Consider the following 24,192-nt stretch of genomic DNA (forward strand, 5'->3'; position numbering starts at 1 on the left):
GAACCTACCAGCCAGGTCCCGCGAATCCTGTCGACTCGCCCGGATTTCCGGGCTTGTCGAGGGTCTGGAGCGACGGATGAGGCCAAAGTGACGACAATGTCCCCCGAATGCAGCGAACGCCCCGCCACCGGTGAGGGTGACGAGGCGTTCGGGGAGTGCGTGCTTACCAGGAGCTCTTCGTGATGCCCGGCAGCTCGCCACGGTGCGCCATGTCGCGGAAGCGGACACGGCTGATGCCGAACTGCGTCAGGTGACCGCGGGGGCGGCCGTCGATGGCGTCGCGGTTGCGGTAGCGCACCGGCGAGGCGTCGCGGGGGAGCTTCTGCAGCCCCACGCGAGCGGCCTCACGCGACTCGTCCGTGCCGTTCGGGTCCACGAGGGCCTTCTTCAGCTCGAGACGACGCTCGGCGTAACGCGCGATGATGACTGCACGCTGGTTGTTCTTCGCGATCATGCTCTTCTTCGCCATGCTTAGCGCTCCTCACGGAAGTCGACGTGCTTGCGGACCACCGGGTCGTACTTCTTCAGCACGAGACGGTCCGGGTTGTTGCGACGGTTCTTCTTGGTCACGTAGGTGAAACCGGTGCCCGCCGTCGAGCGGAGCTTGATGATCGGACGGACGTCCTGACCCTTCTTCGCCATCAGATCTTCTCCCCGCGTGCGAGGACGTCCTTGACGACGGACTCGATGCCGCGAGCGTCAATGACCTTGATGCCCTTCGCGCTGAGCGTGAGGGTGACCTTCCGACGAAGCGAAGGCACGTAGTAGGTCTTCTTCTGCACGTTCGGGTCGAAGCGACGCTTCGTCCGACGGTGCGAGTGCGAGATGTTGTGTCCGAAGCCGGGAACGGCGCCGGTCACCTGGCACACTGCTGCCATGGTTTCCTCCTGATGCATACCGTGCGTCCGATCGGACGCACCCAAGGTCACTTGCCTGGCACACACACGCGCAGGCCACCGAGAGGTGACGTCACGAGGGGGTTGTGTGTGCCGCCCAGTCCGACCACGAGGGCCGGAACCACGCGACCGCGGCGTTCGCGACGGTCGGAGGGCTGAACAACGGGACCGCGCGAGCGCGGACCAGCCGCCAACACTACGCGAAGGCCGGGCGTGTCGCAACCCACGCGACGAACGGCACTACGGGCCGTCGGTCGGCTTCGGCGCCACCGCCCGGACGATCAGGTCGCCGAGTGCCACCGGTGCCGAGAACATCGGCCAGTGACCGGTGTCGAGCCCGACGATCGAGAGCTCCTCGGTCGCCACGAGCTCCGCCGCCCAGGTCTGGTGGTCCGCGACCATGGCCGCCAGGTCGGCCGGCGAGATCTCGCACGTGATGACGGTCGCGGGGACGGTGTGCCGGGCGGCGTCCGCGTAGTGGAAGGGGTCGCTCGGCACCGCAGCCGGTTCGGGGACCGCGCGGTGCTCGAACGCGGTCCGCAGCTCCGGCGTCATGCCCCGGACGGTCGCCGGCTCCCAGAAGTCCCACGGCGGCAGCGGCACGACGCCGTCCACGACCGGCAGTTCGTCGTTCACGCAGCCGCCCTCCGGCCCGGGGAACGTGTCCACGTAGACCAGGTGCTGCACGAGCGAGGGTCGCCGGTCGACCGCCATGTACGCGATCGGGCCGGCGCCGGAGTGCCCGACGAGCACGACGGGTTCCTCGGGCGTGGCGACGTCGTCGAGGCGTTCGACCAGCGCGGCGACCTGCTCGTCGAGGGTGTCACCGTCGCGGGTGACGGCCTCGACCGAGTGGCCGGCCGCGCGCACGACCGGCACGACCGCGTCCCAGGCGTCCGCTTCGAGCCAGAACCCCGGCACCAGGATGACGTGCATGCGCCGGACCCTACGCGCCCGCGCGAGCGGCGGTGCAGGAGGCGCACTCACCGAAGATGTCGACAACGTGGCTGGCGTTCGTGAAGCCGTGCTCCGCCGCGACGCGCTGCGCCCACTGCTCGACCGGGTCGGCCTGGATCTCGACGGTCCGGCCGCAGTTCCGGCAGATCAGGTGGTGGTGGTGCTTGTCCGTGGTGCACGCGCGGTAGAGCGACTCACCGTCCTGCTGCAGCGAGTCGGCGTCACCGTCGGAGGCCAGGTCGGCGAGCGCCCGGTAGACGGTCGCCAGTCCGATGGTCGAGCCGCCCTCGCGCAGGTGGGCGTGCAGCGCCTGGGCGCTCACGAAGCCCTCTGACCCGTCGAGCGCACCGCGCACCGCTTCGCGCTGCCACGTGTTGCGCTTCGGCTTCGGCGTCACGCCGGGGTTCTGGACGGCGTTCATGCGCGGACCTCCTGTGGTGCATCGGTACCGGTCTGGAGGCTCGGTGCGCCCCCGTCGTGCTCGTCGCGGACCGCGACCCGGTCGCGTCCACGGCGGTCCTTCCGCGCGCCGACGATGCGGCACACGACCCAGATGGCGAACGAGATCGACGTCACGTACGGACTGATCGGCAGGCCGCCCCCGAGTGCCAGCAGGATGCCACCGACGACCGACACCACCGCGAACAGCATCGACAGCAGCGGGACCAGCAGCGGGTGCACGGTCAGCCGCAGGGCCGCGGCGGCCGGTGTCACGAGCAGCGAGAGCACGAGGAGCGCGCCGACGATCTGCACGGAGACGGCCGTCGCGAGCCCGAGGGTCAGCATGAACACCAGGGCGAGCGTCCGGACGGGCACCCCGGCAGCCGCTGCGACGTCGGGGTCGACGGACGCGAACATCAGCGGGCGCCAGATGACGATGAGCGTGACGACGACGATCGCGCTGACGACGATCAGGAACGTCAGCTGCGGGTTGTCGACCGAGACGATCTGCCCGGTGAGCAGGCCGAACTTGTTGGCCGCGCGCCCCTTGTAGAGCGCCAGGCAGAGGATCCCGAGGCCGAGGCCGAACGGCATCAGCACGGCGATGATCGAGTTGCGGTCGCGAGCGCGCGAGCCGAGCAGCCCGATGAGCAGCGCCGCGACCACCGACCCGACGAGCGACCCCGTCACGACGTTGACCCCGAGCAGCAGGGACGCGCTCGCACCCGCGAAGGACAGCTCGCTGATGCCGTGCACCGCGAACGGCATGTTCCGCGCGACGACGAACGGGCCGATCAGCCCGCCGACGATGCCGAGCACCGCGCCCGCGAGGATCGAGTTCTGCACGAGCACGAGGAGCTCGCCGTAGTCCTGGAACGAGAAGACCGTCGACCAGACGTCCATCAGATCCGCCCTTCGTCCGGTGCCGCGGCGTTCGGGTCGACGTCGTGGTGGTGGTGTCCGCCGGTGTGGTCGTGGGTGCCCATCCCACCGGCGAGCTCTGTGGCGCCGACGATCACGATGCGTCCCATGGTCCGGACGACGTCGACGGGGGTGCCGTACAGGTCCGAGAGCACGTCGGCGCGCAGGACCTCGTCGGGCGACCCGATGCGGAACTGCCCACCCGCGATGTAGAGGACCCGGTCGACCACGTCGAGGATCGGGTTCACGTCGTGCGTCACGAAGAGCACGGCGGCTCCCTGCTGTCGGCGCTGCCGGTCGATGAGCTCGGTGACGCCGCGCTGGTGCCGGAGGTCGAGGGAGATGAGCGGCTCGTCGCACAGCAGCAGTGCGGGGTCGGCCGCGATGGCCTGCCCGACGCGCGTGCGCTGCTGCTCGCCACCGGAGAGCTCGGACACGGGGGCGTCCGCGAACGCCGTCGCACCGACCTCGTCCACGATGCGGTCGATGCGCTCGCGCTCGGCCTTCCGCTCGGGCCGCACGCCCCAGCGGTGCCCGGTGACGCCCTGCGCGATCATGTCGCGCGCACGCAACGGGGTGCCGGACTCCATCAGGCGCTGCTGCGGGATGTACCCGATCCTCCGGTGCCCGCGCCGGACCGGCTGCCCGAGGAACGCCATCGAACCGCTGGTCAGCCGCTGCTGCCCGAGGACCGTGCGCAGGAGCGAGGTCTTGCCGGCGCCGTTCGGCCCGAGCACGGCGAGGAACTCCCCCGGCGCGACGTCGAGGTCGAGTCCGCTCCACAGCTTCCGCGTGCCGTACGACAGGCCCGCGTCCCGGAGCGCGAGCACGGCGGAGCCGCCACTGCGCTCGGCAGTGGCGGCTCGCGTCGGTTCCTGGACGGTGGTCACTTCGTCAGTGCCGCCTGCACCGCGTCGATGTTCGCCTGCTGCCACGAGACGTAATCCTCCCCCTTCGGGAGCGTCTCCGTGACACCGACCACCGGCACGTCAGCGCGCTTGGCGGCCTTCTCGACCTGTTCGGTCTCCGGGCTGGAGGTCTGCTCGTTGTAGGCGAGGAGCTTCGCCGTGCCGCCGGAGAACAGCTTGATGGTGTCGTTGAGCGCGGCCGGCGGGACGTCGTCGCCCTCCTCGATCGCCTCGGAGAAGGCCTCCGGCGTGACGTTGTCGAGGCCCATCGCGTCGAACAGGTACCCGGGCACCGGCTCCGTGTAGGCCACCTCCTCCCCGTCGACGGTCTTCTTCACGGCGGCCGTCTGCGACTCGAGGTCCTGCAGCTTCGCGGTGAGCGCGTCGGCGTTCTTCGTGAAGGTGGCCTCGTCCGCGCTGTCGAGCTCGCCGAGGCGCTTCGTGACGTCCGCCACGAGCTTGACCATCGTCGGGTAGCTGTAGAACACGTGCTCGTTGAACTCCGCGTCGCCGCCAGCGTCGAGCCCCGAGAGCTTCACCACGTTGATCGTGTCGGCCGTCGTGTTCGACGACTTCGCCAGCGTGGTCATGAAGTCGTCGTACCCGCCGCCGTTCTCGATGAGCAGGTCGGCCTTGGACACGGCGAGCTGCGTCTTCGCGCTCGACTCGAACGAGTGCGGGTCCTGGGACGGGTCGTTCAGGATGCTCGTGACCTGCACGTGGTCACCGCCGATCGACTCGACGAGCGATCCGTACACGTTGGTGGACGCGACGACCCGGACGGTGCCGTCGCCGGACGCGTCCGAGGAGGCAGAGGACGTCGCGCACCCGGTCAGGGCGAGCGCAGCGGCGCCGACGACGAGCGGCAGGGTGAGGAGGCGGGAGTGCATGGTGACGACGCTAGCGCTTCATGAGAACGATTGTCAAAACCGGTATCAGCAAGGCGACCCAGGACGGACGGGAGGCTCGGTGCCAGCTGGCACCGAGCCTCCCGTCCGTCAGCGGGTCGCGTCGCGACTACGCCTTGGTGAGGTCGTCCACCGAGGCCGAGGCGATCTCGTCCTCCGGCTCGCGGCCGGGGGTGCCGAGGTTCCACTTCTTGATCACGAAACTGAACAGGAAGTAGTAGACCGCCGCGTAGGCCAGGCCGATCGGGATGAGCCAGATCGCCCCCTGCGCCTTGCCGAAGTTCAACACGTAGTCGATCGCACCGGCCGAGAAGGAGAAGCCGTCGTGGATGCCGAGGGCGTTGACGAGGGCGAGCGAGGTCCCCGTCAGCACGGCGTGGATCACGTACAGCGGCCAGGCGACGAACATGAACGAGTACTCGAGCGGCTCGGTGATGCCGGTGACGAACGAGGTCAGCGCGGCCGAGAGCATGATGCCGCCGACGAGCTTGCGCTGCGAGGGGCGGGCGTTGCGCCAGATGGCCAGGGCGCCGGCGGGGAGCGCGAACATCATGATCGGGAAGAAGCCGGTCTGGAAGATGCCGGCCGACGGGTCACCCGCGAGGAAGCGCGCGATGTCACCGTGGTAGGTCACGCCGCCGGTGGTGAAGCTGCCGAGCTGGAACCACGGGAAGAAGTTGAGCAGCTGGTGCAGCCCGATCGGGATGAGCATGCGGTTGACGAACCCGAAGATGCCGCCACCGATGACCGGCTGTGAGGTGACCTGCTCACCGACCCAGGTGAGCCCCTGGTCGAAGTAGCGGTACACGAACGACATCAGCACCGCGATGATCAGCGCCGCGACGGCCGCCAGGATCGGGACGAGACGGCGACCCGAGAAGAAGCCGAGGAAGTCGGGCATCTTCGTGCGGTGGAACCGGGTCCACAGCCCCGCGGAGACGAGGCCCATGATGATGCCGCCGAGGACACCGAAGTTGATCGTCGCCTGGTTGCCGGACGAGTCCTTCACGCCCTCGAGGACGATCGGCGACATGGCCGCGAACACCTGGTACATGACCATGTAGCCGACGACTGCCGCGAGTGCCGTGGTGCCGTCGGACTTCTTGGCCCACCCGATCGCGATGCCGACCGCGAAGAGCAGCGGCAGCCAGGTGAAGACGCCGTTGCCGGCCGCGGCGACGATGGTCGCGCCCTTCTCGAAGCCAGGGATCGCGCCGAGCATGTCGCTCTGGCCGAGACGGAGCAGGATGCCTGCCGCGGGCATGACCGCGATCGGGAGCAGCAGGCTCCGACCGAGTCGCTGCGCGTTCGCGAAGACCTTGCTCTGCTTCTTCGGCGTCTTCTTCTCCGGCACATCCGTGGTTGCAGCAGTGCTCATCGGAGGTCCTCTCGTCATCGGGTGGAGCTTGTCGGGGTGAGTTGAGTCGTGCAGCCGGCGCCGGTACTCTCAGCAGTGTCGCGAGGTCCGGTCCTGTCCGGTCATGACCAGTACGTAGTGTCGACGACCTGTGTACTGCCTGTCAACCTGATCGCGAAGCCGTAACCAGGAGGAAACAGATGGCCGACATCAAGGCAGCCGACATCATCGCCGCACTCGGCGGAGCCGACAACATCGAAGAGGTCGAGGGCTGCATCACGCGCCTCCGCGTCGAGGTGGAGGACGGCGACCTCGTCGACAAGGACGCACTCAAGACCGCCGGCGCACAGGCCGTCGTGGGTGGCGGCACCGGCTGGCAGGTCATCGTCGGACCGATCGCCGACAACCTCGCGCAGGACATCCAGGACGAGCTGTGACGGCTGTCCGCACGCCGTTCGCCGGGCCGGTCGTCGCACTCGCCGACGTGCCGGACCCGGTGTTCGCCGGACAGCTCGTCGGTGCCGGGGTGGCGGTCGACCCGACGGGTGTCGACGGCACGGTCACCGCGGTGGCACCGGTCGACGGCACCATCGTCAAGCTGCACCCGCACGCGTTCGCGCTGCAGGGCTCGGCGGGCACGGACCTGCTCGTGCACGTGGGCATCGACACCGTGAAGATGGCCGGCGAGGGCTTCGAGCTCCTCGTCGCCGAAGGTGCCACGGTCGCCGCCGGGGACCCCGTCGTCCGGTTCACGCCCGCCACGATCACCGCCGCCGGCTACTCGCCGGTGTGCCCGGTCGTGGTGCTCGGCTCCGCGCCGGACTCCGTCGCGCAGGACGCCGTCGGCACCACCGTCGCTTCCGGCGACACGCTCTTCACGGTCTAGCGGGTGCCGGCGGCCGGGGCGGTCTCTGCCGCTCGGTCGCCGGTCCGCCGCTCGGCTGCCGGTCCGCCGCTCGGCGCCGAGTCTCGGCGCTGCGGACACTTTCGTAGGTCGGCACCCGCGAAGGTGTCCGCCGGGCCGAGACTCGGCGGGGGCGAACGCACGTGCACGCGGACCACGCGCACCGCGCGTCACGCGACCTGGGTCGCCGTGACCTCCATCTGCACGCGGTAGCGGTCGGACCGGTACCACGAGCGGGCGTGCTCCACGGGGCGGTCCCCCGCGTAGGACACCCGGTCGAACTCCAGCACGGGGGCGCCCGTCTTCGTGCCGAGCAGGGTCGCGACGTCGTCCGCCGCGGGCTTCGCCGCCACGGTCTGCTGTGCCCGGTCGATGGGCAGGCCGTACTCGTTCGCGACGATCGAGTACACCGACCCGGACAGGTCGTGCTCGAGCAGCCCGGGGAACGCGTCCGCCGCGAGCCAGGCGTCGTCGATGGACACCGGCGCCCCGTCGGCCATGCGCAGGCGCTTCAGGTGGTACGCCGTGTCGTGCGCTCCCAGCCGCAGCGCCGCGGCCGTGTCGGTCGGTGGGACCCGCTCCTCGCGGATGAGCACCACGGTGGTGGGGACGTGCCCCATCGCCCGCATCTCCTCGGTGAACGACGCCAGGTGCAGCGTCGACTGGACCGGGCGGTGGGCAACGAAGGTGCCCTTCCCGCGGACCCGTTCGAGGTAGCCCTCGTTGACGAGCTGCCCGAGGGCCTCGCGCACGGTGATCCGCGAGACGCCGTACTCGGCGATGAGCTGCCGCTCCGAGGGGATCGCCGCACCCGGAGCCAGGCGGACGGTCGCGAGCTCGAGCAGGATGCGCCGGAGCTGCTGGTGCTTCGGCTCGGCACCCTCGGTGATGCGGGTCGTCATCGGCTCCTCGTGCTCCATCGCGGTGGTTCGGTGACTGGTCATGGGCGGACATGACCAGTTGCCCTCAGACTACCGAGTCACCCTCCATGCGTCGATGCCGCACCCCGTGAGTTCATCCGTCCGGCCGATGTCCGACGACAGACGCTCCGCTTCGATGGGACCCATGACCGCGATCCGACTCGGCACCGTGGGGGCAGTGGTCCTCGTGACGACGCTCCTGCTGACCGTCGCGCACGGGGCTGCGTGCTGGGTCGCTGCGGTGCCGCTCGCACTCAGCACGGTGGTCGCGGCCGTGCTGGCCGGGCACACGCGCACCGGTGGCCGGACGGACTAGGGGCGGACAGGGTCAGGCGTTGGCGACGAGCCAGTCGTACTGCTCGGACGACAGCGCGCGGTCGGACCACACCTGGCGCTCGACACCCGCGGGGGTCGGCGTCGCGGTGGTGCCCTGCCACACGAGCGAGAGCCCGGCGCGAGCGAGCACCCGCGCCGATGCGGGGTTGTTCGTCAGGACCCGGCCCGTGACGGGGACGCCCGGGGCGGTGTCGCCGGCGGCCGTGACGGCAGCCTGGGCGATCTCGGTCGCGTAGCCCCGACCCCAGGACTCGGGGGCGAGCCGGTAGCCGAGGTTCCAGACGCCACCAGCGGTCATGTCCACGCCGCCGACACCGACGACCTCGCCCGTGTCGATCGACCGTGCGGTCCAGGACCCGAGGCCGTGCCGAGCGCGCCCACCGATCTTGCGCTGGACGAGGTCCTGCGTCATCGCTCGGGAGGTGTGTCGGCCGGAGGGCAGGTGGGTCCACGTGCGGGCGTCCGAGAACACCGCGTGCACGGCGTCGACGTCGGACGGCGTGACCGGTGTGAGCACCAGGCGACCCGTTCGGATCTCCTGCGGGGGCATCAGGAGCTGGTGGACCATGTCATGATCATCGCCCCGACCGCCGACATCCGCGTGAACACCACGCGGACGATCGCCGACAGAACCGAGGGACGCCTAGTCGAGCAGGAGCGCGGGCTCCTCGATGACCGAGGCCACGTCGTGCACGAACCGCGACGCGACGTCGCCGTCCACCACGCGGTGGTCGAACGAAGCGCCGATCGTCGTCACCATGCGCGAGCGGACCTCGCCGTCGACGACCCACGGCTTCGGCTTGATCGTGCCCATGGCGACGATCGCGACCTGCCCCGGGTTGAGGATCGGCGTGCCGGTGTCCATCCCGAACACGCCGATGTTCGTGACGGTGATCGTGCCGTCGGCCATCTGCGCCGGGCTGGTCTTGCCGTCGCGGGCGGTGATGGTCATCTCCTCGAGGGCCTTGGCCAGCTCGAGCAGCGACATGTCCTGCGCGTCCTTGATGTTCGGCACGATCAGCCCGCGCGGGGTCGCCGCCGCGATGCCGAGGTTGACGAAGTGGTGCACGATGATCTCGCGGTCGGTCCACGACGAGTTCACCGAGCGGTTGCGACGGACGGCCCAGATCACGGCCTTCGCCATGATGAGCAGCGGCGAGACCTTGATGCCGGCGAACGTCGGCGACGCCTTGAGTCGCTTGACGAACTCCATCGTGCGGGTCGCGTCGACGTCGACGAACAGGGACACGTGCGGCGCGGTGAACGCCGACGTGGTCATCGCCGTCGCGATGGCCTTGCGCACGCCCTTGACCGGGATGGTCTCCTGGCGGACGTCGCCCCACTCGGGCGTCTCGATGTTGCGGAAGACGCTGGCCTGCTGCGCGTGCCGGATGACGTCGTCGCGGGTGACCTCACCGGACAGGCCGGTCGGCACCACGATCGCGAGGTCGACGTCGAGGTCCTTCGCGAGCTTCCGGATCGGCGGCTTCGCCATCACGGCGGGCATCGACGGTCGCGCGGGACGCTGTCCCTGCGCGGCGACGGCGTCGGCGGTGGTCGCCTCGCCCTCGTCGGTCACGACCAGGTCGGCCTCCCGACTGGAGGCTCGGTTCGCCTGGGCAGCAGCGGCTGCGGCCCGGCGGGCACCCGGCTTGCGGCGCGAGGGCGCGCTGGTCGCGGAGCCGTAGCCGACCAGGACGGCGCCGGAGGACTCGTCGGTGCCCACGACGGATGCGCCCTCGGCGGCAGGGAGCGAGGCTGGCATGCGGGACTCGGTCGGCGCGGGGGCGGCCGGCGCGGGCGTCGGTGCGGCGGCGCGGGCGGGCGTCGCCGCTGCCGGGGCGGGAACGGTCACGCGGGCAGGGACCGCGACGGGCGGGGCGGAGGCGACCGGGGCACTGGGCGCGACCACGGGCGAGACCGGGGCGGCGTCGGCGACGGAAGCGGCGCCTCCCGGCTGATCAGTGGTGGAGGCGACGGACGCACCGGACTCGACCCGGATGATCGGGCGGCCGACCTCGACGGTGTCGCCCTCGGCGACGAGCAGCCCGGTCACCGTGCCCGCGAACGGGGACGGCAGCTCGACCAGGGACTTGGCGGTCTCGATCTCCACCAGGACCTGGTCGACGGCGACGGCGTCACCGATCGCGACGCGCCACTGGACGATCTCGGCCTCGTTGAGGCCTTCGCCCACGTCGGGGAGGGGGAATTCGGCGACGGCCACGTCGGCTCCTTCGGCGGTCGGTCGTGCGGTGGAGAGATGGTCCGGACGGACCGGGTCAGTAGGCGAGCGCGCGGTCCACGGCCTCGAGGACGCGGTCGGCGTCCGGCAGGTGGTGGTGCTCGAGCTTCGACTGCGGGAACGGGATGTCGAACCCGGACACCCGCAGCGGTGGCGCCTGCAGTGTGTAGAAGGCACGCTCGGCGACGGTCGCGGCGATCTCGCTGCCGACGCTGACGAACTCGGATGCCTCTTGCGCGACGACCAGGCGGCCGGTCTTGCGGACCGAGGCGAGCAGCGGCTCCCAGTCGATCGGCGAGATCGAGCGGAGGTCGACGACCTCGCAGCTGGTGCCCTCGGCCTCGGCGATGTCGGCGGCCTGCATCAGGGTCGCGACCATGGCGCCGTGCCCGACGAGGGTGACCTCGGTGCCGGTGCGGGCGACGCGGGTGGTGTGCATCGGCACGTGACCGTCGACCATGTCGACCTGGCCCTTCGGCCAGTAGCGCGACTTCGGCTCCATGAAGATGACCGGGTCGTTCGAGCGAACAGCCTCTTGGATCATCCAGTACGCGTCGTTCGGCGTGCTCGGGCTGACCACGCGGAGACCCGGGGTGTGCGCGAAGTACGCCTCGGGGCTCTCCTGGTGGTGCTCGATCGCGCCGATGTGGCCGCCGTAGGGGATGCGGATGACGACCGGCAGCGACATGTGCGCCGGCAGCCGGTTGGCCATCTTCGCGAGCTGCGAGGTGATCTGGTTGAAGGCGGGCCAGACGAAGCCGTCGAACTGGATCTCGATGACCGGGCGGTAGCCGCGCAGGGCCATGCCGATCGCGGTGCCGACGATGCCCGACTCGGCCAGCGGGGTGTCCCGCACGCGGTCGGCGCCGAAGCGCTCCTGCAGACCCTCGGTGATGCGGAAGACACCGCCCAGCCGGCCGATGTCCTCGCCCATGAGCAGGACCTTGTCGTCGGCGGCCATCGCCGCGGCGAGCCCGGCGTTCAGGGCCTTGGCCATCGGGATGGTCGGGGTGGGGTCGACGGGGACCTCACCGGCGCCGGGGTGCGACCGCAGCGTGTAGTCGACGAGCTGCTCGGTGGTGCTCATGCGGTGGCTCCTGCGTCCTGGGCGGACTCGTAGTCGTGCAGCCAGGCGCGCTGCTCGTCGATGCGCGGGTGCTGCTCGCGGTAGACGTTGTCGAACATGGCGTCCATCGGGGGTGCCTGCAGGGCGGACGTCTTCGCGCGGATGTCGGCGGCGATCTGCTCGCCCTCGGCCTCGAACTCCGCGAACTGGGCGTCGGTGGCGCCACGGCTGCGCAGGTAGGCCTCGGACCGGGTGATCGGGTCGCGGGCGACCCAGTCGGCGAGCTCGTCGTCGCCGCGGTAGCGCGTGGGGTCGTCGGAGCTCGTGTGGGCGCCGATGCGGTAGGTCTCGGCCTCGATGAACGCGGGGCCCTGGCCGCTGCGGGCGTGCTCGGTGGCGACCGCGCTCACCGCGTACGAGGCCAGGACGTCGTTGCCGTCGACCTTGACGCTCGGGATGCCGAACCCGCGCGGGCGGTCGACGAGCGGGGTCGGCGACTGGACCGACACCGGCACGGAGATCGCCCAGTGGTTGTTCTGCAGGAAGAAGACGACCGGTGCCTTGTGGGACGCGGCGAAGACGTAGGCCTCGTTCACGTCGCCCTGGCTCGTGGCACCGTCGCCGAAGTACACGATCGAGCACTCGTCGACGTCGGGGTCACCCGTGCCGACGACGCCGTCGAGCGCCTGCCCGATGGCGTAGCCCGTGGCGTGCAGGGTCTGCGCACCGATGACGAGCGTGTAGACGTGCGTGTTGCCGCGGGCGTCCGGGTCCCAGTTGCCGTGGGCCTGGCCGCGGAAGAGCGAGATGATCTCCATCGGCTCGACCCCGCGCTGCAGGACGACGGCGTGCTCGCGGTAGGACGGGAAGAGGTGGTCCTGCGGGCGGAGCGCGAAGGCCGAACCGACCTGGGCGGCCTCTTGCCCGTGGCTCGGTGCCCACAGGCCGAGCTGACCGGTGCGCTGCAGGTTGCCGGCAGCGTGGTCGAAGCGTCGGGTGAGCACCATCTGGCGGTGCATGGCGAGCAGCGTCTCGTCGGGGAGTGCCGTGGCGATGGCCGCGAATTCCGCGTTCTCGTCGGTCTCCACGAACCGGCCCTCGGTGTCGAGGAGCCGGACGATGGTCGTCGCGGGGGCCGCGGCGTGGAAGGACATGCGGGTCAGCGTAGCGGCCGTGCGAGGCCGGGCGTTGTGAGTCCCCCGACAAGCGAACGGGCCGTTTCGAGGAGCTTCCCGACAGCCTCGTGCTCACCGATCGAGATGCGGAGCCCCTCGTTCCCGAAGGCGCGGACGATGATGCCCGCGTGCTCGAACTGCTCGGTGGCGTGGGCGGTGTGGTCCCCGGTCGGCAGCCACACGAAGTTGCCCTGGGCGTCCGGCACGTCCCAGCCCTGCGCGCGGAGCTCGGAGACGATGCGGTCGCGCCGTTCGGTCAGGTGCGTGACGCGTTCCAGCAGCTCGGACTCCCGCTCGAGACTGGCCAGCGCCCCCGCCTGCCCCTGCGCGGTGACGGACAAGGGGATCGCGCACGCGCGCACGGCGTCGAGGACGTATGCCGGTCCGAGCGCGTACCCGACGCGCAGACCGGCCAGGCCGTACGCCTTCGAGAACGTCCGGAGGACGACGAAGTTCTGGTACCGCTCCAGCAGCGGGACACCGCGGACGGCGTCGGGGTCGGTGACGAACTCGGCGTAGGCCTCGTCGAGCACCACCAGGACGGTCGCCGGCACCTGCGCCATGAAGGCGTCGAACTCGGCCGCGGTGACGATCGGGCCGGTCGGGTTGTTCGGGGTGCAGACGATCACCATGCGGGTGCGCTCGGTGACGGCAGCGGCCATGGCGTCGAGGTCGTGCCCGCCGTCGGTCCGGTTCGGCACCTGCACGCTCGTGGCGCCCGCGACGGTGACGACGCCGGGGTAGGCCTCGAACGACCGCCAGGCGTACACGACCTCGTCGCCCGGGCCCGAGGTCGCCTTCGCGAGCTCGTGCAGGATCGCGACGCTGCCGGGTGCGACGTGGACCTCGTCCACCGTCACGCCGAACCGGTTCGCCAGGACGGCGCGGAGCGCGATCGCCGAGGCGTCCGGGTACCGGTTGAACGACGTCTGGGCCTGTACGGCCTCGACGACGCCGGGGAGCGGCGGGAACGGGTTCTCGTTGCTGGACAGCTTGAAGGCGTCGGCCGCGGCCTGGCGTCCCTGCCTGTAGGCGGGGAGGACCGCGATCTCGGGGCGGATGTGCACGGGCTGGTCAGTCACGCATCCAGGCTATCGGGCGGGCTCCGACACCGAGCGGGCATCATGGACGCATGCGATTCCTCGTCCGCCTCGTCATCAACGCCGTCGCGCTCTGGCTCACCACCCTCATCGTCAGCGGCGTCACCGTCACGCCCTTCGGCGAGGGCGGCACCGTCGAGACCGTGCTGACCTTCCTGCTCGTCGCCTTCGTCTTCGGGCTCGTCAACGCCGTCATCGGCACGCTCATCCGGATCGTGGCCTTCCCGATCTACATCCTGACGCTCGGGCTCATCTCGTTCGTGGTGAACGCGATCCTGCTGCTCATCGTCGCCGGGATCTCGACGAGCATCGGCTTCGGGCTCGAGGTCGAGTCCTTCGGCTGGGGCATCGTCGGTGCCTTCGTGCTCGCCGTCTTCGCCTGGCTGATCGGCCTGGTCGCCCGTCCGGTGCTGAGCCGCCCCCGCGCTTGACGGGCCCCGGGCACGACGCCGTGCGCCATGATGAGCACATGACCACGGACGCCGGCGCCCAGTCGCCCTTCCGCGTCTCGTTCGTCTGCAGCGGCAACATCTGCCGGTCCCCGATGGCGGAGATCGTCTTCGCGAGCATCGTCGAGGACGCCGGCATGAGCGACCGCTTCCAGGTGCAGTCCGCCGGCACGGGTGACTGGCACGTCGGCGAACCCGCGGACGAGCGGACGATCGCAGCACTCGCAGCGCGCGGATACGATGGCAGCAGGCATCGCGCCCGTCAGTTCGACCCGGACCGGTTCCCGGACCTCGACCTGGTGGTCGCACTCGACCGTTCCCACGAGCGCATCCTGCGGTCGTGGGCACCGACCATGGACGACGCCGCCAAGGTGACGCTCCTGCTGCGGTACGACGACGCCTGGCCAGAGCAGGCCGACGTGCCGGACCCGTACTACGCGGACCGGCACGAGTTCGACCGGGTCCTGTCCACGGTCGAACGAGCGTGCCGCGCACTCTTCCACCAGATCGAACCGGCAGTCCGCCAGGGAGCACCATGACCCCCCTTCCCCCGCAGCCGATCAGCCCCCTCGACGGGCGGTACTACCCGGTCGTGCACACGGTGGGTGAGCACCTCTCCGAGGCCGGCCTCAACCGAGCGCGCGTCTCCGTCGAGGTCGAGTGGTTGATCTTCCTCACCGACCGCGCGATGTTCACCACGTCGCCGCTCAGCGTCGACGACAAGGCCGCCCTGCGTGCCGTCGTCACCGACTTCGGCCAGACGCAGATCGCCGAACTGGCGGAGATCGAGGCCACGACCCGGCACGACGTCAAGGCGGTCGAGTACTTCGTGCGCCGTCGCCTGTCGGAGCTCGGCGTCGACGCCATCGCCGAGCTGACGCACTTCGCGTGCACGAGCGAGGACGTCAACAACCTCTCCTACGCGCTCACGATCAAGGACGCCGTCGCCCAGGTCTGGCTGCCGGGCTTCCGCGCCGTGATCGCACGCCTGCGGGACCTGGCGCTCGAGCTGCGGAGCGTCCCGATGCTGTCCCACACGCACGGGCAGCCGGCGACCCCGACCACGCTCGGCAAGGAGCTCGCGGTGGTCGTCTACCGCCTGGAGCGCGTGCTGGCGCAGGTCGAGGGCGGCGAGTACCTCGGCAAGTTCTCCGGCGCGACGGGCACCTTCTCGGCACACCTCGCCGCCGACCCCGAGGCCGACTGGCCCACGCTGTCGCGCGAGTTCGTGGAGGGCCTCGGCCTGACGTGGAACCCGCTCACGACGCAGATCGAGTCGCACGACTGGCAGGCGGAGCTCTACGACCGCGTCCGGCACGCCAACCGCATCCTGCACAACCTGGCGACCGACGTGTGGACCTACATCTCGATGGGGTACTTCACGCAGATCCCGGTCGCCGGTGCCACTGGTTCGTCGACGATGCCGCACAAGATCAACCCGATCCGCTTCGAGAACGCCGAGGCCAACCTCGAGATCTCGTCGGCGCTGTTCTCCACGCTGTCGGAGACGCTCGTCACGAGCCGACTGCAGCGCGACCTGACCGACTCCACCACGCAGCGGAACGTCGGCGTCGCGTTCGGGCACTCGCTGCTCGCGCTCGACAACCTGCGGCGCGGGCTCGGCGAGATCGCGGCGAACCACGAGCGCCTGGCCGCCGACCTCGACGGCAACTGGGAGGTGCTCGGCGAGGCGATCCAGACGGTCATCCGCGCCGAGGTCACCGCCGGGCAGTCCGACATCGAGGACCCCTACGCGATGCTCAAGGAGCTCACGCGGGGCAAGCGCGTCAGCCAGCAGGACCTCGTCGCGTTCGTCAACGGGCTGGACATCTCGGACGGTGCCAAGGCGCGGCTGACGAACCTGACGCCGGGGACCTACACGGGTCTGGCGGACGAGCTGGTCGACCACCTCGAGGTCTGACCGGGAAGACCTTCCCGTCCGCTCAGCTGACTGCTAGGTTGGCCGAGCTGAGTACCACTCAGGCCGGGGGGCCTCGCGGAGGATCCATCCCTGTTCCGCTCCATCGGATGGACTCCATCACCGTGCTTCGTTCCCGCGTCACCGCTGCCGCCTTCGGCGTGTCCGTGCTCGGCCTCACCGCCGCGCTCGTCCCCACCATCTCCGTCGCGGCCGACGACACCATCGCCCCCGCCACCTCGGTGGTCAGCTGGGCAGACGGCGCCGACGACTTCACCGCCATCGACACCGACAGCGCGACCCCGGCGATCCCGGCCGGCTGGTCCTGGCTGGGCCTCCAGGAGGGCAGCGAGACCGAGTACGCGACCGCGCTCGACCAGGTCGCCACGTTCTCCGTCAAGGGGATCACCGCGAAGGACGGCGCCGCTGTCGTGCTCCTGCACGGCCTGCAGGCGACCGTCACACCCGACGCCGTGCCCGCCCTCGTCGCGGACGCCTCCGCCACCGCGGGCGGCGACACCGAGGTCGGCCTGCTCATCGCCAAGGCCTCGTCGCCGAAGCTCGTCGAGGAGACCGTCTACAGCGACGGCGGCCTGCAGGGTGCCGACACGCAGTGGCTGTCCGGCGGCAGTGCCGAGTCCACCGCCGACCTCGCCGCTGAGCTGACGGCCAACGGCGAGGTCGTGTTCGGCTACGCGGTGCTGCTCAACGGTTCGACGATCGCCGCGCCACCCACGACCGACGAGCCCGCCCCGACCGCGACGCCGACGCCGACCGCAACTGCGACGCCGACCGCGACCCCGCAGCCCACGCAGACCCCCACGGTGACGCCCAATGCGGCTCCGTCCGCACGGGTCGCCACCCCGGAGTCCGGGCTCGAGAAGCTGCTGCCGCAGTCGAGCGCCGCCGCCACCCCCTCCGCGCGTGCCGCGGTCGTGCCCGCCGACTCCGGCATCGCCGACCTGGTGATCGACGACACGACGACGTACTTCACCGCGCAGCCGACCGCCGCGGCGAAGACCGTCACGTCGCCGCTCACGGTCAGCCAGGCCACCACCACCGGCTTCACCGTCAACGGCACCGGCTTCGCCCCGGGCGAGACCATCCGCGTGGCCCTCACCGCGAGCGAGACCGGCATCCCGCTCCCGGGCACGCTCGTCGCGGACGCTGACGGCGCGTTCACCGCCACCGTCGTCCTGCCGGCCGACACCAGCCCGAGCTCCTGGAACGTCGAGTTCACCGGCGTCTCCTCGGCGCAGGTGGCGTACGCACCGATCGACATCGTCGCCGACCCGGCCGTCGCGCCGGTCGCGACACCGATCTCGGGTCGGGCCACCTTCACGGGCTGACCGTGCGGCTGATCCCGACCGACCCACGGCGGCGTGCGACCCTGGTCGCCGCCGCCGTGGCGGTCGTGTGCGCCGGTGCCGTGGCGGTCGTCGCGACGAGCGCGATGTCGCCCGCGCCGATGCCCAGCTCGACTCGCGCCGCCGTCGCCCAGAGCACCGCGCCCGTCCGGACGCCGACGCCGTCGCCCACCGCGACTCCGGGCGCGGTCGACGCCCCCGCGAGCACGACGATCGCCACCGTCCGCGGTGCCGACGTCCCGGTGAGCGCTGCTCCCGGCGCCGCCGCCGCGTCGTCCCTGGCGAACCCGCAGGCCTCGGGTGCTCCACTGGTGTTCCGCGTGGTCGGCCAGCGCGACGGGTGGGTGCAGGTCCAGCTCCCGCGACGCCCGAACGGCAGCACCGGCTGGGTGCCGGACTCCGCCGTCAGCCTCTCGACGACGGTCTACGCGATCGTCGTCACCGAGGCGGACAACACCCTCGACCTCTACCGCGCCGGCAAGGTCGTCGACAGCTACCCCGTCGCCACCGGCACGGGCGGCACGCCGACGCCGACCGGCCGGTTCGCGCTGACCGAGCTGCTCGCGCCGACGAACGGCGGCTACGGCCCGTTCGCGTACGGCACGACGGCGTTCTCCGACGTGCTCAACTCCTTCGGCGGCGGCCCGGGCCAGATCGGGCTGCACGGCACGGAGGACGCGTCGAGCATCGGCCAGGCCGCGTCCCACGGCTGCATCCGGATGCACAACGCCGACATCACGACGCTCGTGAAGACGCTGCCGCTCGGCACCCCGTTCCAGGTGCGCTGACCGGCCTGCGGGCAGCGCGTTCCTTCCCACATCGCTCGGCATGGGATGCGGGAACGCGCGTTGCGAGTCGGTTCGTTCGACCTCCTACGCGCCATTGGACCCACCACGCGCGCTTCGACCTGCAACGCGCGGATGTGCCCCGCGCGGTGCGGCCCACAACGCGCGAATCCGCCCGCAACGCGTCCCCGCAACGCGGACGGGAGGCTCGGGGCGGCCCCGCCGCCCGCGTCACCAGCTCAGGTGGTGACGTCCAGGGCGGTGGCGACCAGGGCCTCCAGGACGGTGCGGACCACGGGGCGGACCGCACGGTCCGGTCGGACGAGTGCCTCGATGCGGCGGCCCGCGCGGACGTCCGCGAGCTCTGCCAGGTGGAAGCGCCCCGGTGCCCGCGTGCGTGAGGTGTACCGGGGGACGAGCGCGATCCCGTGACCCGCCGCCACCAGGTTCTCGATGACGGGCAGGTGGATCGTGCGGAACGCGACCGACGGCGGGGTGTCCCGGGCCGCGGCCATCGCGGTCAGCACGCGGTCGATCGGGTAGTCGCGCGGCACGCCGATCCACGTCTCGTCGACCACGTCGTCGATGCCCACACGGGTGCGGTCGGCGAGCCGGTGTCCCTCGGGCAGGGCGACGTCGAGCGGTTCCCGGAGCAGCGCGACGGTCTCGAGGGCCTGCCGGTGCGGCGGGGACGACCCGTCCGGGCGGTGCCCCACCACGACGTCGTGGTCGGCGGTGAGCGGCGCGAAGCCGTCCTCGCTGACGTCGACGTCGGAGAGCACCAGGTCGATCGCGGGGTGCTCCCGCATCCGGTCGAGCAGCCCGGGCAACAGCAGCTCGGCGGCAGACGGGAAGATCGCGAGGTCGACGACGCCGGACGCGCCCCCGAGGTGCTCCTGCCAGGCGGCGTCGACGGTGGCGACCGCTGTGGCCACGACGCCGGCGAGCCCCGCGAGCACCTGCCCGTGTTCGGTGAGCCGGACCCCGCGGCCGACGCGTTCGACGAGCGGGACGCCGACCTGGCGCTGGAGGGTCTGCAGCTGCTGCGACACCGCGCTCGGGGTCCGGTGGGTGGCCGCCGCGACGGCCGTGACGGACCCGCGCTCGTCGAGCTCGCGGAGGACGGGGAGCAGCGTGACGTCGAAGCCGACCATGCAGGGACACTACAACGTCGGTGTCGAAGTGTTCGCTGGTGCTACCGTCCGGGCTGCGGGAGCATCGGAGGGTGCTGCTCCGCGACCGTCTCCTCGCCCTGACCGTCGCCGTGGTCTGGGGCCTGAACTTCCCGGCGACGGCCATCGCGCTCGAGCACTGGCCGCCGTTCCTGCTCGCGGCGGTGCGGTTCACGCTGCTGGCGGTCCCGACGCTGCTGTTCGTGCCACGCCCGCCGATCCCGTTCCGGATGCTCGTGCTCGTCGGGGCGACGCTCGGGGTGCTGCAGTTCGCGTTCCTCTACCTCAGCATGGCGTCGGGGATGCCGTCCGGGCTGGCGTCGCTCGTGCTGCAGGCCTCGGCGCCGTTCACCGTCGTGCTCGCGGGGGTGTTCCTGCGCGAGCGGTTGACCCGGCGGCAGGTCGTCGGCGTCACGATCGCGGTCCTGGCCCTCGCCGCGATCGCCGTGCACCGCTCACAGACGGCCGCGCTGCTGCCCGTCGTGCTGGCGCTCTGCGGGGCGCTCGGGTGGGCGATCGGCAACGTGGCGACGCGGAAGGCCGGGGCGCCGAACGGGCTGCACCTGACGCTGTGGTGGTCGGTGGTGCCGCCGATCCCGATGGCGGTGCTGTCGTTCGTCGTCGAGGGGCCGGCGCGGATGGGGCAGGCGCTCGGGACGGCCTTCACGCTCGAGGCGCTGCCCGCCGACCTCGGGCTGCTGTACATCGTGCTCGTGGCGTCGCTCGTCGGGTACGGCCTGTGGACGCGGCTGATGTCGCGGTACCCGTCGAGCACCGTCGCGCCGTTCTCGATGCTCGTCCCCGTGGTCGGGGTGCTGGCGTCGTGGCTGGCGTTCGGCGAGGTGCCCGACCTGGTCGAGGTCGTCGCGGGCGTGGTCGTCGTCGGCGGGGTGCTGTGGGCGTCGCGGACGCCGCAGCTCACCCTGGCTGCCCCGGTTGCCGGAACGCCGGCGGCCACCATCCCCGCCGTCACCCCTGCAGCCGTCAGCCCCGGTGTGCCCGACGGTCCGCGATGATGTCCGCGAGCGCCCCGTGGAGCAGCGGGTACCGGAACTCGTAGCCCGCCTGCACGAGGCGCGTCGGCACCACCCACCGGCTCTTCAGCACGAGCTCCGTCTCGGTGCGGATCGCGAACGACCCGAGCTCGAGCATCCACCGCCAGGTCGGCAGGCCGAAGCGCCGCCCGACGGCCTCCCGGATCGTGGCCATGACGGTGCGGTTGTCGGACGGGTTCGGGCTCGTCACGTTCACGGCGCCGTCGAGGTCGTCGTGGTCGCGGATGAACCGGATCGCGCCGAGGACGTCCGCGATGTGCACCCAGCTGAAGCGCTGCCGCCCGTGGGTGTGGCGGTCGTGGTGGTACGTCCCCGCGGCCAGCCGAGCCCGGGTCGGGAACCAGGGACCGTCGTACTGCGGGCCGCCGAGCCCCGCCTGCGCGAGCCGGAGGAGCGGCACGAGGGCGCTGCCGTCCCCGAGGACGATCGCCATCCGGAGCGCGACCCGACGGGTACCGGGCAGGTCGGCGGCGAACAGGGCGTCCTCCCACGCGCGGGCGACCCCGACCGAGAAGCCCTCGCCGAGCTCGCCGGTGGCCTCGTCCTGCGGGTGGTCGTCGGCGTGCCGGTAGATCGTCGCGGTCGAGGCGTTCAGCCACAGCGGCGTGGGGTGCTCGGACGTGCGGATGGCCTCGGCGAGCTCGAACGTGGTGTCGACGCGCGAACGGATGATCTCCGCCCGGTTACGCCGGCCGTAGCGGCAGTTGACGCTCTTGCCGGCCATGTTCACGACGATCGCGGCCCCGTCCACGAGTTCGCGGACCCGGAGCGTGTTGCCCCAGACCGCGTCGCCGGTGCGGCCGATGGTGACGACCTCGTAGCCCTCGTCGCGGAAGGCGTCCTGCAGGTACGTCCCGACGAACCCGCTCGCCCCCGCGATCACCGCGCGGCCCTTGGTCGTCCTGGCGCTCTGGTCACTCATCGTGCTCCCCGTCCTGTCCCGGCGCGATCGCGTACCGGAACGCCCCCTCGTACCGGTACAGCGTGCCGAGGATCGGCGCGGAGAGCACCAGGGACACGCGCTGGCGGTCGGCTTCGTCATCGAATCGTTCCGTGAGCGTGACCCGCGGGGACACGACAGCCGGGAGGCTCCACCCGCGACCCAGCGCACGGAACGACACGCGCGTGGAGACCAGGCGCAGGACGCCGGCGTCCGGGCCGTGTGCGTCGACCTCCGCCCGCAGGTCGGCGCTGACGCGCCCACGGCGACCGAGGTGGTCGACCAGCCCGTGCGGCCCGGCGGCGATGGCGTCCACCATCGTGCGGTCCCCGGAGCGGAACCGGAAGGTGCGGTGCGCGCGGACGGCGACCCGAGCCTCCTGGCCGGTGCCGGGGTGACCGCGGCCGACGCGGACCGGGCGGTTCGACACCGTGAAGGGGACGTCGTGCTCCCAGACCGGGAACAGCACGCCGTCGCGGGCGAAGACCGCGAGGACGGGCCACAGCCAGCGCCGCGGGGTGCCGACCACGCTGAAGACACCCTCGCCGCGGCCGACGTGGCCGGACGGGATCGGGCCGAAGTACGTGCGGAGGCGCGGGTGCAGCCGGGCGAGGACCTCGGGTGCGACGGTGCGCTGCCAGGGTGAGTCGGTCACGCTGACGATCCTGGCAGGTCGTCAGTCGTGCTCCCTACGATTGGGTCCATGGGACACGACCACGGGCACGGGCACGCCGGCGGGAACGAGCGCGCCCTGCTCATCGCGTTCTGCATCTCCGCGACGATCCTGCTGGCCGAGGTGGTCGGCGCGGTCGTCACCGGGTCCCTGGCGCTGCTCGTCGACGCCGGGCACATGGTCGTGGACACCGGCGGCATCGGCATCGGGCTCGTCGCCACCCGGCTCGCGCGGCGCTCCCCCACCTCGCAGCGCACGTGGGGCTACCAGCGGGCGGAGGTCCTCGGGGCCACGGCGCAGGCGGCGATCCTGCTCGCCGTCGGCGTCTACGTGATCATCTCGGGCGTGCAGCGGTTGTTCGTCCCCGCGGAGATCCACTCGGGGCCGCTGCTGGTGTTCGGGGCGATCGGCCTGGTGGGCAACCTCGTCGCGTACGCGGTGCTGATGCGGGCCTCCGGCGTGGACTTCACGTCCAGGGCTGCTCGGCTCGAGGTCCTCAACGACACGCTCGGCTCCGTCGCCGTGATCATCGCCGCGATCGTGCTCGGGGCCACCGGCTGGGACCGCGCCGACTCGGTCGCGGCGCTCGTCATCGGGGTGCTCATCCTGCCGCGGGCGATCCGGCTGCTCCGCGAGACCGCCAACGTCCTGCTCGAGGCCACGCCGCCCGGCCTCGACCTCGAGGCCGTGCGGTTCCACATCCTCGAGCTCGAGCACGTGATCGCCGTGCACGACCTGCACGCCACGCTCGTCGCCACGGGGGTGCCGAACCTCACCGCGCACGTGGTGGTGGACGACCACTGCTTCACGACGTCGCACGCGCCGGAGATCCTCGACGAGCTGCAGCGCTGCGTGGCGGAGCACTTCGACGTGCCGGTCGCGCACTCGACGTTCCAGCTCGAGCCCGCGTCGCACCAGCGGCACGAGCACGAGGTGCACGCGTAGGGACGGTGTGGGCGTGCCGCTCGCCGACTCCGAACGACACCATCGCTGTCGTACGACGTCGACGTTGTCGCATCGAGTCGGGACGGGCGGAGCGGGCGCCTCGCGTCAGCAGTCGTCGGTGCGCGTGGGGTAGGCGGTGATCACGCGGTCGGTCGTGGCGGAGACGATGACCTTCACGAAGGCGTCCGGCGACGGCGTCGACCCGTCGTCGAACCGGACGGGAGCGGCATAGCAGACCTTGCCGTCGCCCGCATCGACCGGGAAGCCCGACCGCGGTGCCGACACGGCCGTCTCCACCGCCGTGAGCATGGCGTCGTCCCAGTCGCGGTCGCCCCTGCCGCCGAGGACGTCCTGCCAGTCGCCGGTGTGCCGCACGCGGATGTGCTCGTAGCCCTGGCTGCCGTTCCCGCACTGCAGGACGACCTCGCCCAGCGCGGCGGTGTCGTACCGGGCGACCTCGGCGCGGCTGCTCCGGTCGCACGAGGCCAGCACGGCGTCCCCGGGCAGGTCTTCGCCACGTCGGTCGATGACCACCGTGCCGTCGGCGGTCGCCACGGCCGCGGGAGCCGTCGTCGCGCTGAGCACCGGGTCGTCGCCGCTCCGCTGCGTGCCGAGGGCGAACCCTCCGGCGACGAGCCCGACGGCCACCACGACGGCCAGGCCGGCCACGACTGATCGGTTGCGCTGCGTCGGCATGCGGCCAGTATGCCGGAGGTGGGACGAGCCTCCAGGCCGGGGCACGGCCCACCGGACTGGA

General features: G+C 71.4%; 29 protein-coding genes. 10 read left to right on the forward strand and 19 right to left on the reverse strand.

Translation table 11 applies throughout. From position 1 onward, the window contains the following. Positions 1–163: 163 nt before the first annotated feature. From rpsN to ITJ54_RS14035, 9 genes are all read right to left on the reverse strand, one after another. The gene (gene rpsN, locus ITJ54_RS13995) at positions 164–469 is read right to left on the reverse strand and encodes a 30S ribosomal protein S14 (protein ID WP_071279555.1); all 306 of its coding nucleotides are present in this window, start codon (positions 467–469) and stop codon (positions 164–166) included. A 2-nt stretch (positions 470–471) separates the two neighbouring features. Next, positions 472–642, reverse strand: a complete 171-nt coding sequence (rpmG, locus tag ITJ54_RS14000) for a 50S ribosomal protein L33 (protein ID WP_056123557.1) — start codon at positions 640–642, stop codon at positions 472–474. Continuing rightward, a complete protein-coding gene (gene rpmB, locus ITJ54_RS14005) occupies positions 642–878 on the reverse strand; it encodes a 50S ribosomal protein L28 (RefSeq protein WP_071279553.1) in 237 nt (78 codons plus the stop codon). The genes rpmG and rpmB overlap by 1 nt, the downstream gene beginning before the upstream one ends. A 258-nt stretch (positions 879–1,136) precedes the next feature. Then, positions 1,137–1,832 (reverse strand): alpha/beta fold hydrolase, encoded by a 696-nt coding sequence (locus ITJ54_RS14010; protein WP_194629246.1) that lies wholly within the window; start codon positions 1,830–1,832, stop codon positions 1,137–1,139. Positions 1,833–1,842: 10 nt separating this feature from the next. Further along, positions 1,843–2,274, reverse strand: coding sequence for a Fur family transcriptional regulator (locus ITJ54_RS14015; RefSeq protein WP_194629248.1), 432 nt, complete (start codon positions 2,272–2,274; stop codon positions 1,843–1,845). Beyond that, positions 2,271–3,197, reverse strand: coding sequence for a metal ABC transporter permease (locus tag ITJ54_RS14020; protein ID WP_228509417.1), 927 nt, complete (start codon positions 3,195–3,197; stop codon positions 2,271–2,273). Before ITJ54_RS14020 ends, ITJ54_RS14015 begins: the two co-directional genes overlap by 4 nt. Next, the gene (locus ITJ54_RS14025; protein WP_194629250.1) at positions 3,197–4,105 is read right to left on the reverse strand and encodes a metal ABC transporter ATP-binding protein; all 909 of its coding nucleotides are present in this window, start codon (positions 4,103–4,105) and stop codon (positions 3,197–3,199) included. Before ITJ54_RS14025 ends, ITJ54_RS14020 begins: the two co-directional genes overlap by 1 nt. Continuing rightward, positions 4,102–5,013, reverse strand: a complete 912-nt coding sequence (locus ITJ54_RS14030) for a metal ABC transporter solute-binding protein, Zn/Mn family (RefSeq protein WP_194629252.1) — start codon at positions 5,011–5,013, stop codon at positions 4,102–4,104. Before ITJ54_RS14030 ends, ITJ54_RS14025 begins: the two co-directional genes overlap by 4 nt. 127 nt (positions 5,014–5,140) lie before the next feature. After that, positions 5,141–6,409: a PTS transporter subunit EIIC gene (locus ITJ54_RS14035; protein ID WP_194629254.1), complete on the reverse strand. Its 1,269-nt coding sequence runs from the start codon at positions 6,407–6,409 to the stop codon at positions 5,141–5,143. A gap of 179 nt (positions 6,410–6,588) precedes the next feature. Here ITJ54_RS14035 and ITJ54_RS14040 point away from each other — a divergent pair, with 179 nt between their 5' ends. Together ITJ54_RS14040 and ITJ54_RS14045 are read left to right on the forward strand one after the other, a co-directional pair. Next, positions 6,589–6,825, forward strand: coding sequence for a PTS transporter subunit EIIB (locus tag ITJ54_RS14040; RefSeq protein WP_071279534.1), 237 nt, complete (start codon positions 6,589–6,591; stop codon positions 6,823–6,825). Then, complete coding sequence (locus ITJ54_RS14045) at positions 6,822–7,274, forward strand: PTS sugar transporter subunit IIA (protein ID WP_194629256.1); 453 nt, start codon at positions 6,822–6,824, stop codon at positions 7,272–7,274. Before ITJ54_RS14040 ends, ITJ54_RS14045 begins: the two co-directional genes overlap by 4 nt. 188 nt (positions 7,275–7,462) lie before the next feature. On the opposite strand, the gene ITJ54_RS14050 is transcribed toward ITJ54_RS14045, so the two are convergent. Beyond that, a complete protein-coding gene (locus ITJ54_RS14050; RefSeq protein ID WP_228509418.1) occupies positions 7,463–8,236 on the reverse strand; it encodes a GntR family transcriptional regulator in 774 nt (257 codons plus the stop codon). A 121-nt stretch (positions 8,237–8,357) separates the two neighbouring features. On the opposite strand from ITJ54_RS14050, the gene ITJ54_RS14055 reads away from it, so the two are divergent. Next, a complete protein-coding gene (locus tag ITJ54_RS14055; protein ID WP_194629258.1) occupies positions 8,358–8,528 on the forward strand; it encodes a hypothetical protein in 171 nt (56 codons plus the stop codon). A gap of 12 nt (positions 8,529–8,540) precedes the next feature. Here the strand turns inward: ITJ54_RS14055 and ITJ54_RS14060 are convergent, their stop codons facing one another. The 5 genes from ITJ54_RS14060 to ITJ54_RS14080 form a co-directional block, all read right to left on the reverse strand. Further along, positions 8,541–9,116: a GNAT family N-acetyltransferase gene (locus ITJ54_RS14060; RefSeq protein ID WP_194629260.1), complete on the reverse strand. Its 576-nt coding sequence runs from the start codon at positions 9,114–9,116 to the stop codon at positions 8,541–8,543. 75 nt (positions 9,117–9,191) lie between these two features. Further along, on the reverse strand, positions 9,192–10,772 hold the full coding sequence (locus tag ITJ54_RS18355) for a dihydrolipoamide acetyltransferase family protein (RefSeq protein WP_194629262.1): 1,581 nt from the start codon (positions 10,770–10,772) through the stop codon (positions 9,192–9,194). Positions 10,773–10,827: 55 nt separating this feature from the next. Continuing rightward, positions 10,828–11,787 carry an alpha-ketoacid dehydrogenase subunit beta gene (locus tag ITJ54_RS14070; protein WP_194629383.1) on the reverse strand — a complete coding sequence of 320 codons (960 nt, stop codon included), beginning with the start codon at positions 11,785–11,787 and terminating at the stop codon, positions 10,828–10,830. A gap of 86 nt (positions 11,788–11,873) precedes the next feature. Next, complete coding sequence (locus tag ITJ54_RS14075) at positions 11,874–13,010, reverse strand: thiamine pyrophosphate-dependent dehydrogenase E1 component subunit alpha (RefSeq protein WP_194629264.1); 1,137 nt, start codon at positions 13,008–13,010, stop codon at positions 11,874–11,876. Between the two features lie 5 nt (positions 13,011–13,015). Continuing rightward, positions 13,016–14,113 carry a histidinol-phosphate transaminase gene (locus tag ITJ54_RS14080; protein ID WP_194629266.1) on the reverse strand — a complete coding sequence of 366 codons (1,098 nt, stop codon included), beginning with the start codon at positions 14,111–14,113 and terminating at the stop codon, positions 13,016–13,018. A gap of 50 nt (positions 14,114–14,163) precedes the next feature. Here ITJ54_RS14080 and ITJ54_RS14085 point away from each other — a divergent pair, with 50 nt between their 5' ends. The 5 genes from ITJ54_RS14085 (at position 14,164) to ITJ54_RS14105 (ending at position 18,653) form a co-directional block, all read left to right on the forward strand. Continuing rightward, entirely contained in the window at positions 14,164–14,562 is a 399-nt protein-coding gene (locus ITJ54_RS14085; protein WP_071279515.1) for a phage holin family protein, read from the forward strand. Positions 14,563–14,600: 38 nt separating this feature from the next. Next, complete coding sequence (locus ITJ54_RS14090) at positions 14,601–15,119, forward strand: low molecular weight protein-tyrosine-phosphatase (protein ID WP_194629268.1); 519 nt, start codon at positions 14,601–14,603, stop codon at positions 15,117–15,119. Beyond that, the gene (gene purB / locus ITJ54_RS14095) at positions 15,116–16,501 is read left to right on the forward strand and encodes an adenylosuccinate lyase (protein ID WP_194629270.1); all 1,386 of its coding nucleotides are present in this window, start codon (positions 15,116–15,118) and stop codon (positions 16,499–16,501) included. The genes ITJ54_RS14090 and purB overlap by 4 nt, the downstream gene beginning before the upstream one ends. 107 nt (positions 16,502–16,608) lie before the next feature. Further along, entirely contained in the window at positions 16,609–17,847 is a 1,239-nt protein-coding gene (locus tag ITJ54_RS14100) for a hypothetical protein (protein WP_194629272.1), read from the forward strand. 2 nt (positions 17,848–17,849) lie between these two features. After that, positions 17,850–18,653, forward strand: a complete 804-nt coding sequence (locus tag ITJ54_RS14105; RefSeq protein WP_323741726.1) for a L,D-transpeptidase family protein — start codon at positions 17,850–17,852, stop codon at positions 18,651–18,653. A 236-nt stretch (positions 18,654–18,889) separates the two neighbouring features. Here the strand turns inward: ITJ54_RS14105 and ITJ54_RS14110 are convergent, their stop codons facing one another. Continuing rightward, positions 18,890–19,804, reverse strand: a complete 915-nt coding sequence (locus ITJ54_RS14110; protein WP_194629274.1) for a LysR family transcriptional regulator — start codon at positions 19,802–19,804, stop codon at positions 18,890–18,892. Between the two features lie 71 nt (positions 19,805–19,875). Between ITJ54_RS14110 and ITJ54_RS14115 the strand changes: the two genes are divergently transcribed. After that, a complete protein-coding gene (locus ITJ54_RS14115) occupies positions 19,876–20,838 on the forward strand; it encodes an EamA family transporter (RefSeq protein WP_194629277.1) in 963 nt (320 codons plus the stop codon). Here the strand turns inward: ITJ54_RS14115 and ITJ54_RS14120 are convergent. Both ITJ54_RS14120 and ITJ54_RS14125 read right to left on the reverse strand, forming a co-directional pair. Next, a complete protein-coding gene (locus ITJ54_RS14120; protein WP_194629279.1) occupies positions 20,807–21,799 on the reverse strand; it encodes an epimerase in 993 nt (330 codons plus the stop codon). The genes ITJ54_RS14115 and ITJ54_RS14120 overlap by 32 nt on opposite strands. After that, positions 21,792–22,472, reverse strand: a complete 681-nt coding sequence (locus tag ITJ54_RS14125) for a DUF4166 domain-containing protein (protein WP_323741727.1) — start codon at positions 22,470–22,472, stop codon at positions 21,792–21,794. Before ITJ54_RS14125 ends, ITJ54_RS14120 begins: the two co-directional genes overlap by 8 nt. Before the next feature lie 48 nt (positions 22,473–22,520). Between ITJ54_RS14125 and ITJ54_RS14130 the strand changes: the two genes are divergently transcribed. After that, the gene (locus ITJ54_RS14130) at positions 22,521–23,435 is read left to right on the forward strand and encodes a cation diffusion facilitator family transporter (RefSeq protein ID WP_194629281.1); all 915 of its coding nucleotides are present in this window, start codon (positions 22,521–22,523) and stop codon (positions 23,433–23,435) included. 105 nt (positions 23,436–23,540) lie between these two features. Here the strand turns inward: ITJ54_RS14130 and ITJ54_RS14135 are convergent, their stop codons facing one another. Then, positions 23,541–24,131: a hypothetical protein gene (locus ITJ54_RS14135; RefSeq protein WP_194629282.1), complete on the reverse strand. Its 591-nt coding sequence runs from the start codon at positions 24,129–24,131 to the stop codon at positions 23,541–23,543. Positions 24,132–24,192: the final 61 nt, after the last annotated feature.

The organism is Curtobacterium sp. VKM Ac-2865 (assembly GCF_015350905.1).
In the GTDB taxonomy this organism is placed as follows: Bacteria; Actinomycetota; Actinomycetes; order Actinomycetales; family Microbacteriaceae; genus Curtobacterium.

Coding starts and splice junctions, on each gene's coding strand:
- purB (WP_194629270.1), top strand. CDS start 15,116: ATGACCCCCCTTCCCCCGCAGCCGATCAGCCCCCTCGACGGGCGGTAC.
- rpmB (WP_071279553.1), bottom strand. CDS start 878: ATGGCAGCAGTGTGCCAGGTGACCGGCGCCGTTCCCGGCTTCGGACAC.
- ITJ54_RS14050 (WP_228509418.1), bottom strand. CDS start 8,236: ATGACCAGTCACCGAACCACCGCGATGGAGCACGAGGAGCCGATGACG.
- ITJ54_RS14070 (WP_194629383.1), bottom strand. CDS start 11,787: ATGGCCAAGGCCCTGAACGCCGGGCTCGCCGCGGCGATGGCCGCCGAC.
- ITJ54_RS14055 (WP_194629258.1), top strand. CDS start 8,358: ATGACCGCGATCCGACTCGGCACCGTGGGGGCAGTGGTCCTCGTGACG.
- ITJ54_RS14015 (WP_194629248.1), bottom strand. CDS start 2,274: ATGAACGCCGTCCAGAACCCCGGCGTGACGCCGAAGCCGAAGCGCAAC.
- ITJ54_RS14060 (WP_194629260.1), bottom strand. CDS start 9,116: ATGGTCCACCAGCTCCTGATGCCCCCGCAGGAGATCCGAACGGGTCGC.
- ITJ54_RS14040 (WP_071279534.1), top strand. CDS start 6,589: ATGGCCGACATCAAGGCAGCCGACATCATCGCCGCACTCGGCGGAGCC.
- ITJ54_RS14110 (WP_194629274.1), bottom strand. CDS start 19,804: ATGGTCGGCTTCGACGTCACGCTGCTCCCCGTCCTCCGCGAGCTCGAC.
- ITJ54_RS14010 (WP_194629246.1), bottom strand. CDS start 1,832: ATGCACGTCATCCTGGTGCCGGGGTTCTGGCTCGAAGCGGACGCCTGG.
- ITJ54_RS14090 (WP_194629268.1), top strand. CDS start 14,601: ATGACCACGGACGCCGGCGCCCAGTCGCCCTTCCGCGTCTCGTTCGTC.
- ITJ54_RS14085 (WP_071279515.1), top strand. CDS start 14,164: ATGCGATTCCTCGTCCGCCTCGTCATCAACGCCGTCGCGCTCTGGCTC.
- ITJ54_RS14135 (WP_194629282.1), bottom strand. CDS start 24,131: ATGCCGACGCAGCGCAACCGATCAGTCGTGGCCGGCCTGGCCGTCGTG.
- ITJ54_RS14100 (WP_194629272.1), top strand. CDS start 16,609: ATGGACTCCATCACCGTGCTTCGTTCCCGCGTCACCGCTGCCGCCTTC.
- ITJ54_RS14120 (WP_194629279.1), bottom strand. CDS start 21,799: ATGAGTGACCAGAGCGCCAGGACGACCAAGGGCCGCGCGGTGATCGCG.
- ITJ54_RS14030 (WP_194629252.1), bottom strand. CDS start 5,013: ATGCACTCCCGCCTCCTCACCCTGCCGCTCGTCGTCGGCGCCGCTGCG.
- ITJ54_RS14130 (WP_194629281.1), top strand. CDS start 22,521: ATGGGACACGACCACGGGCACGGGCACGCCGGCGGGAACGAGCGCGCC.
- ITJ54_RS14020 (WP_228509417.1), bottom strand. CDS start 3,197: ATGGACGTCTGGTCGACGGTCTTCTCGTTCCAGGACTACGGCGAGCTC.
- ITJ54_RS14035 (WP_194629254.1), bottom strand. CDS start 6,409: ATGAGCACTGCTGCAACCACGGATGTGCCGGAGAAGAAGACGCCGAAG.
- rpmG (WP_056123557.1), bottom strand. CDS start 642: ATGGCGAAGAAGGGTCAGGACGTCCGTCCGATCATCAAGCTCCGCTCG.
- ITJ54_RS14075 (WP_194629264.1), bottom strand. CDS start 13,010: ATGTCCTTCCACGCCGCGGCCCCCGCGACGACCATCGTCCGGCTCCTC.
- rpsN (WP_071279555.1), bottom strand. CDS start 469: ATGGCGAAGAAGAGCATGATCGCGAAGAACAACCAGCGTGCAGTCATC.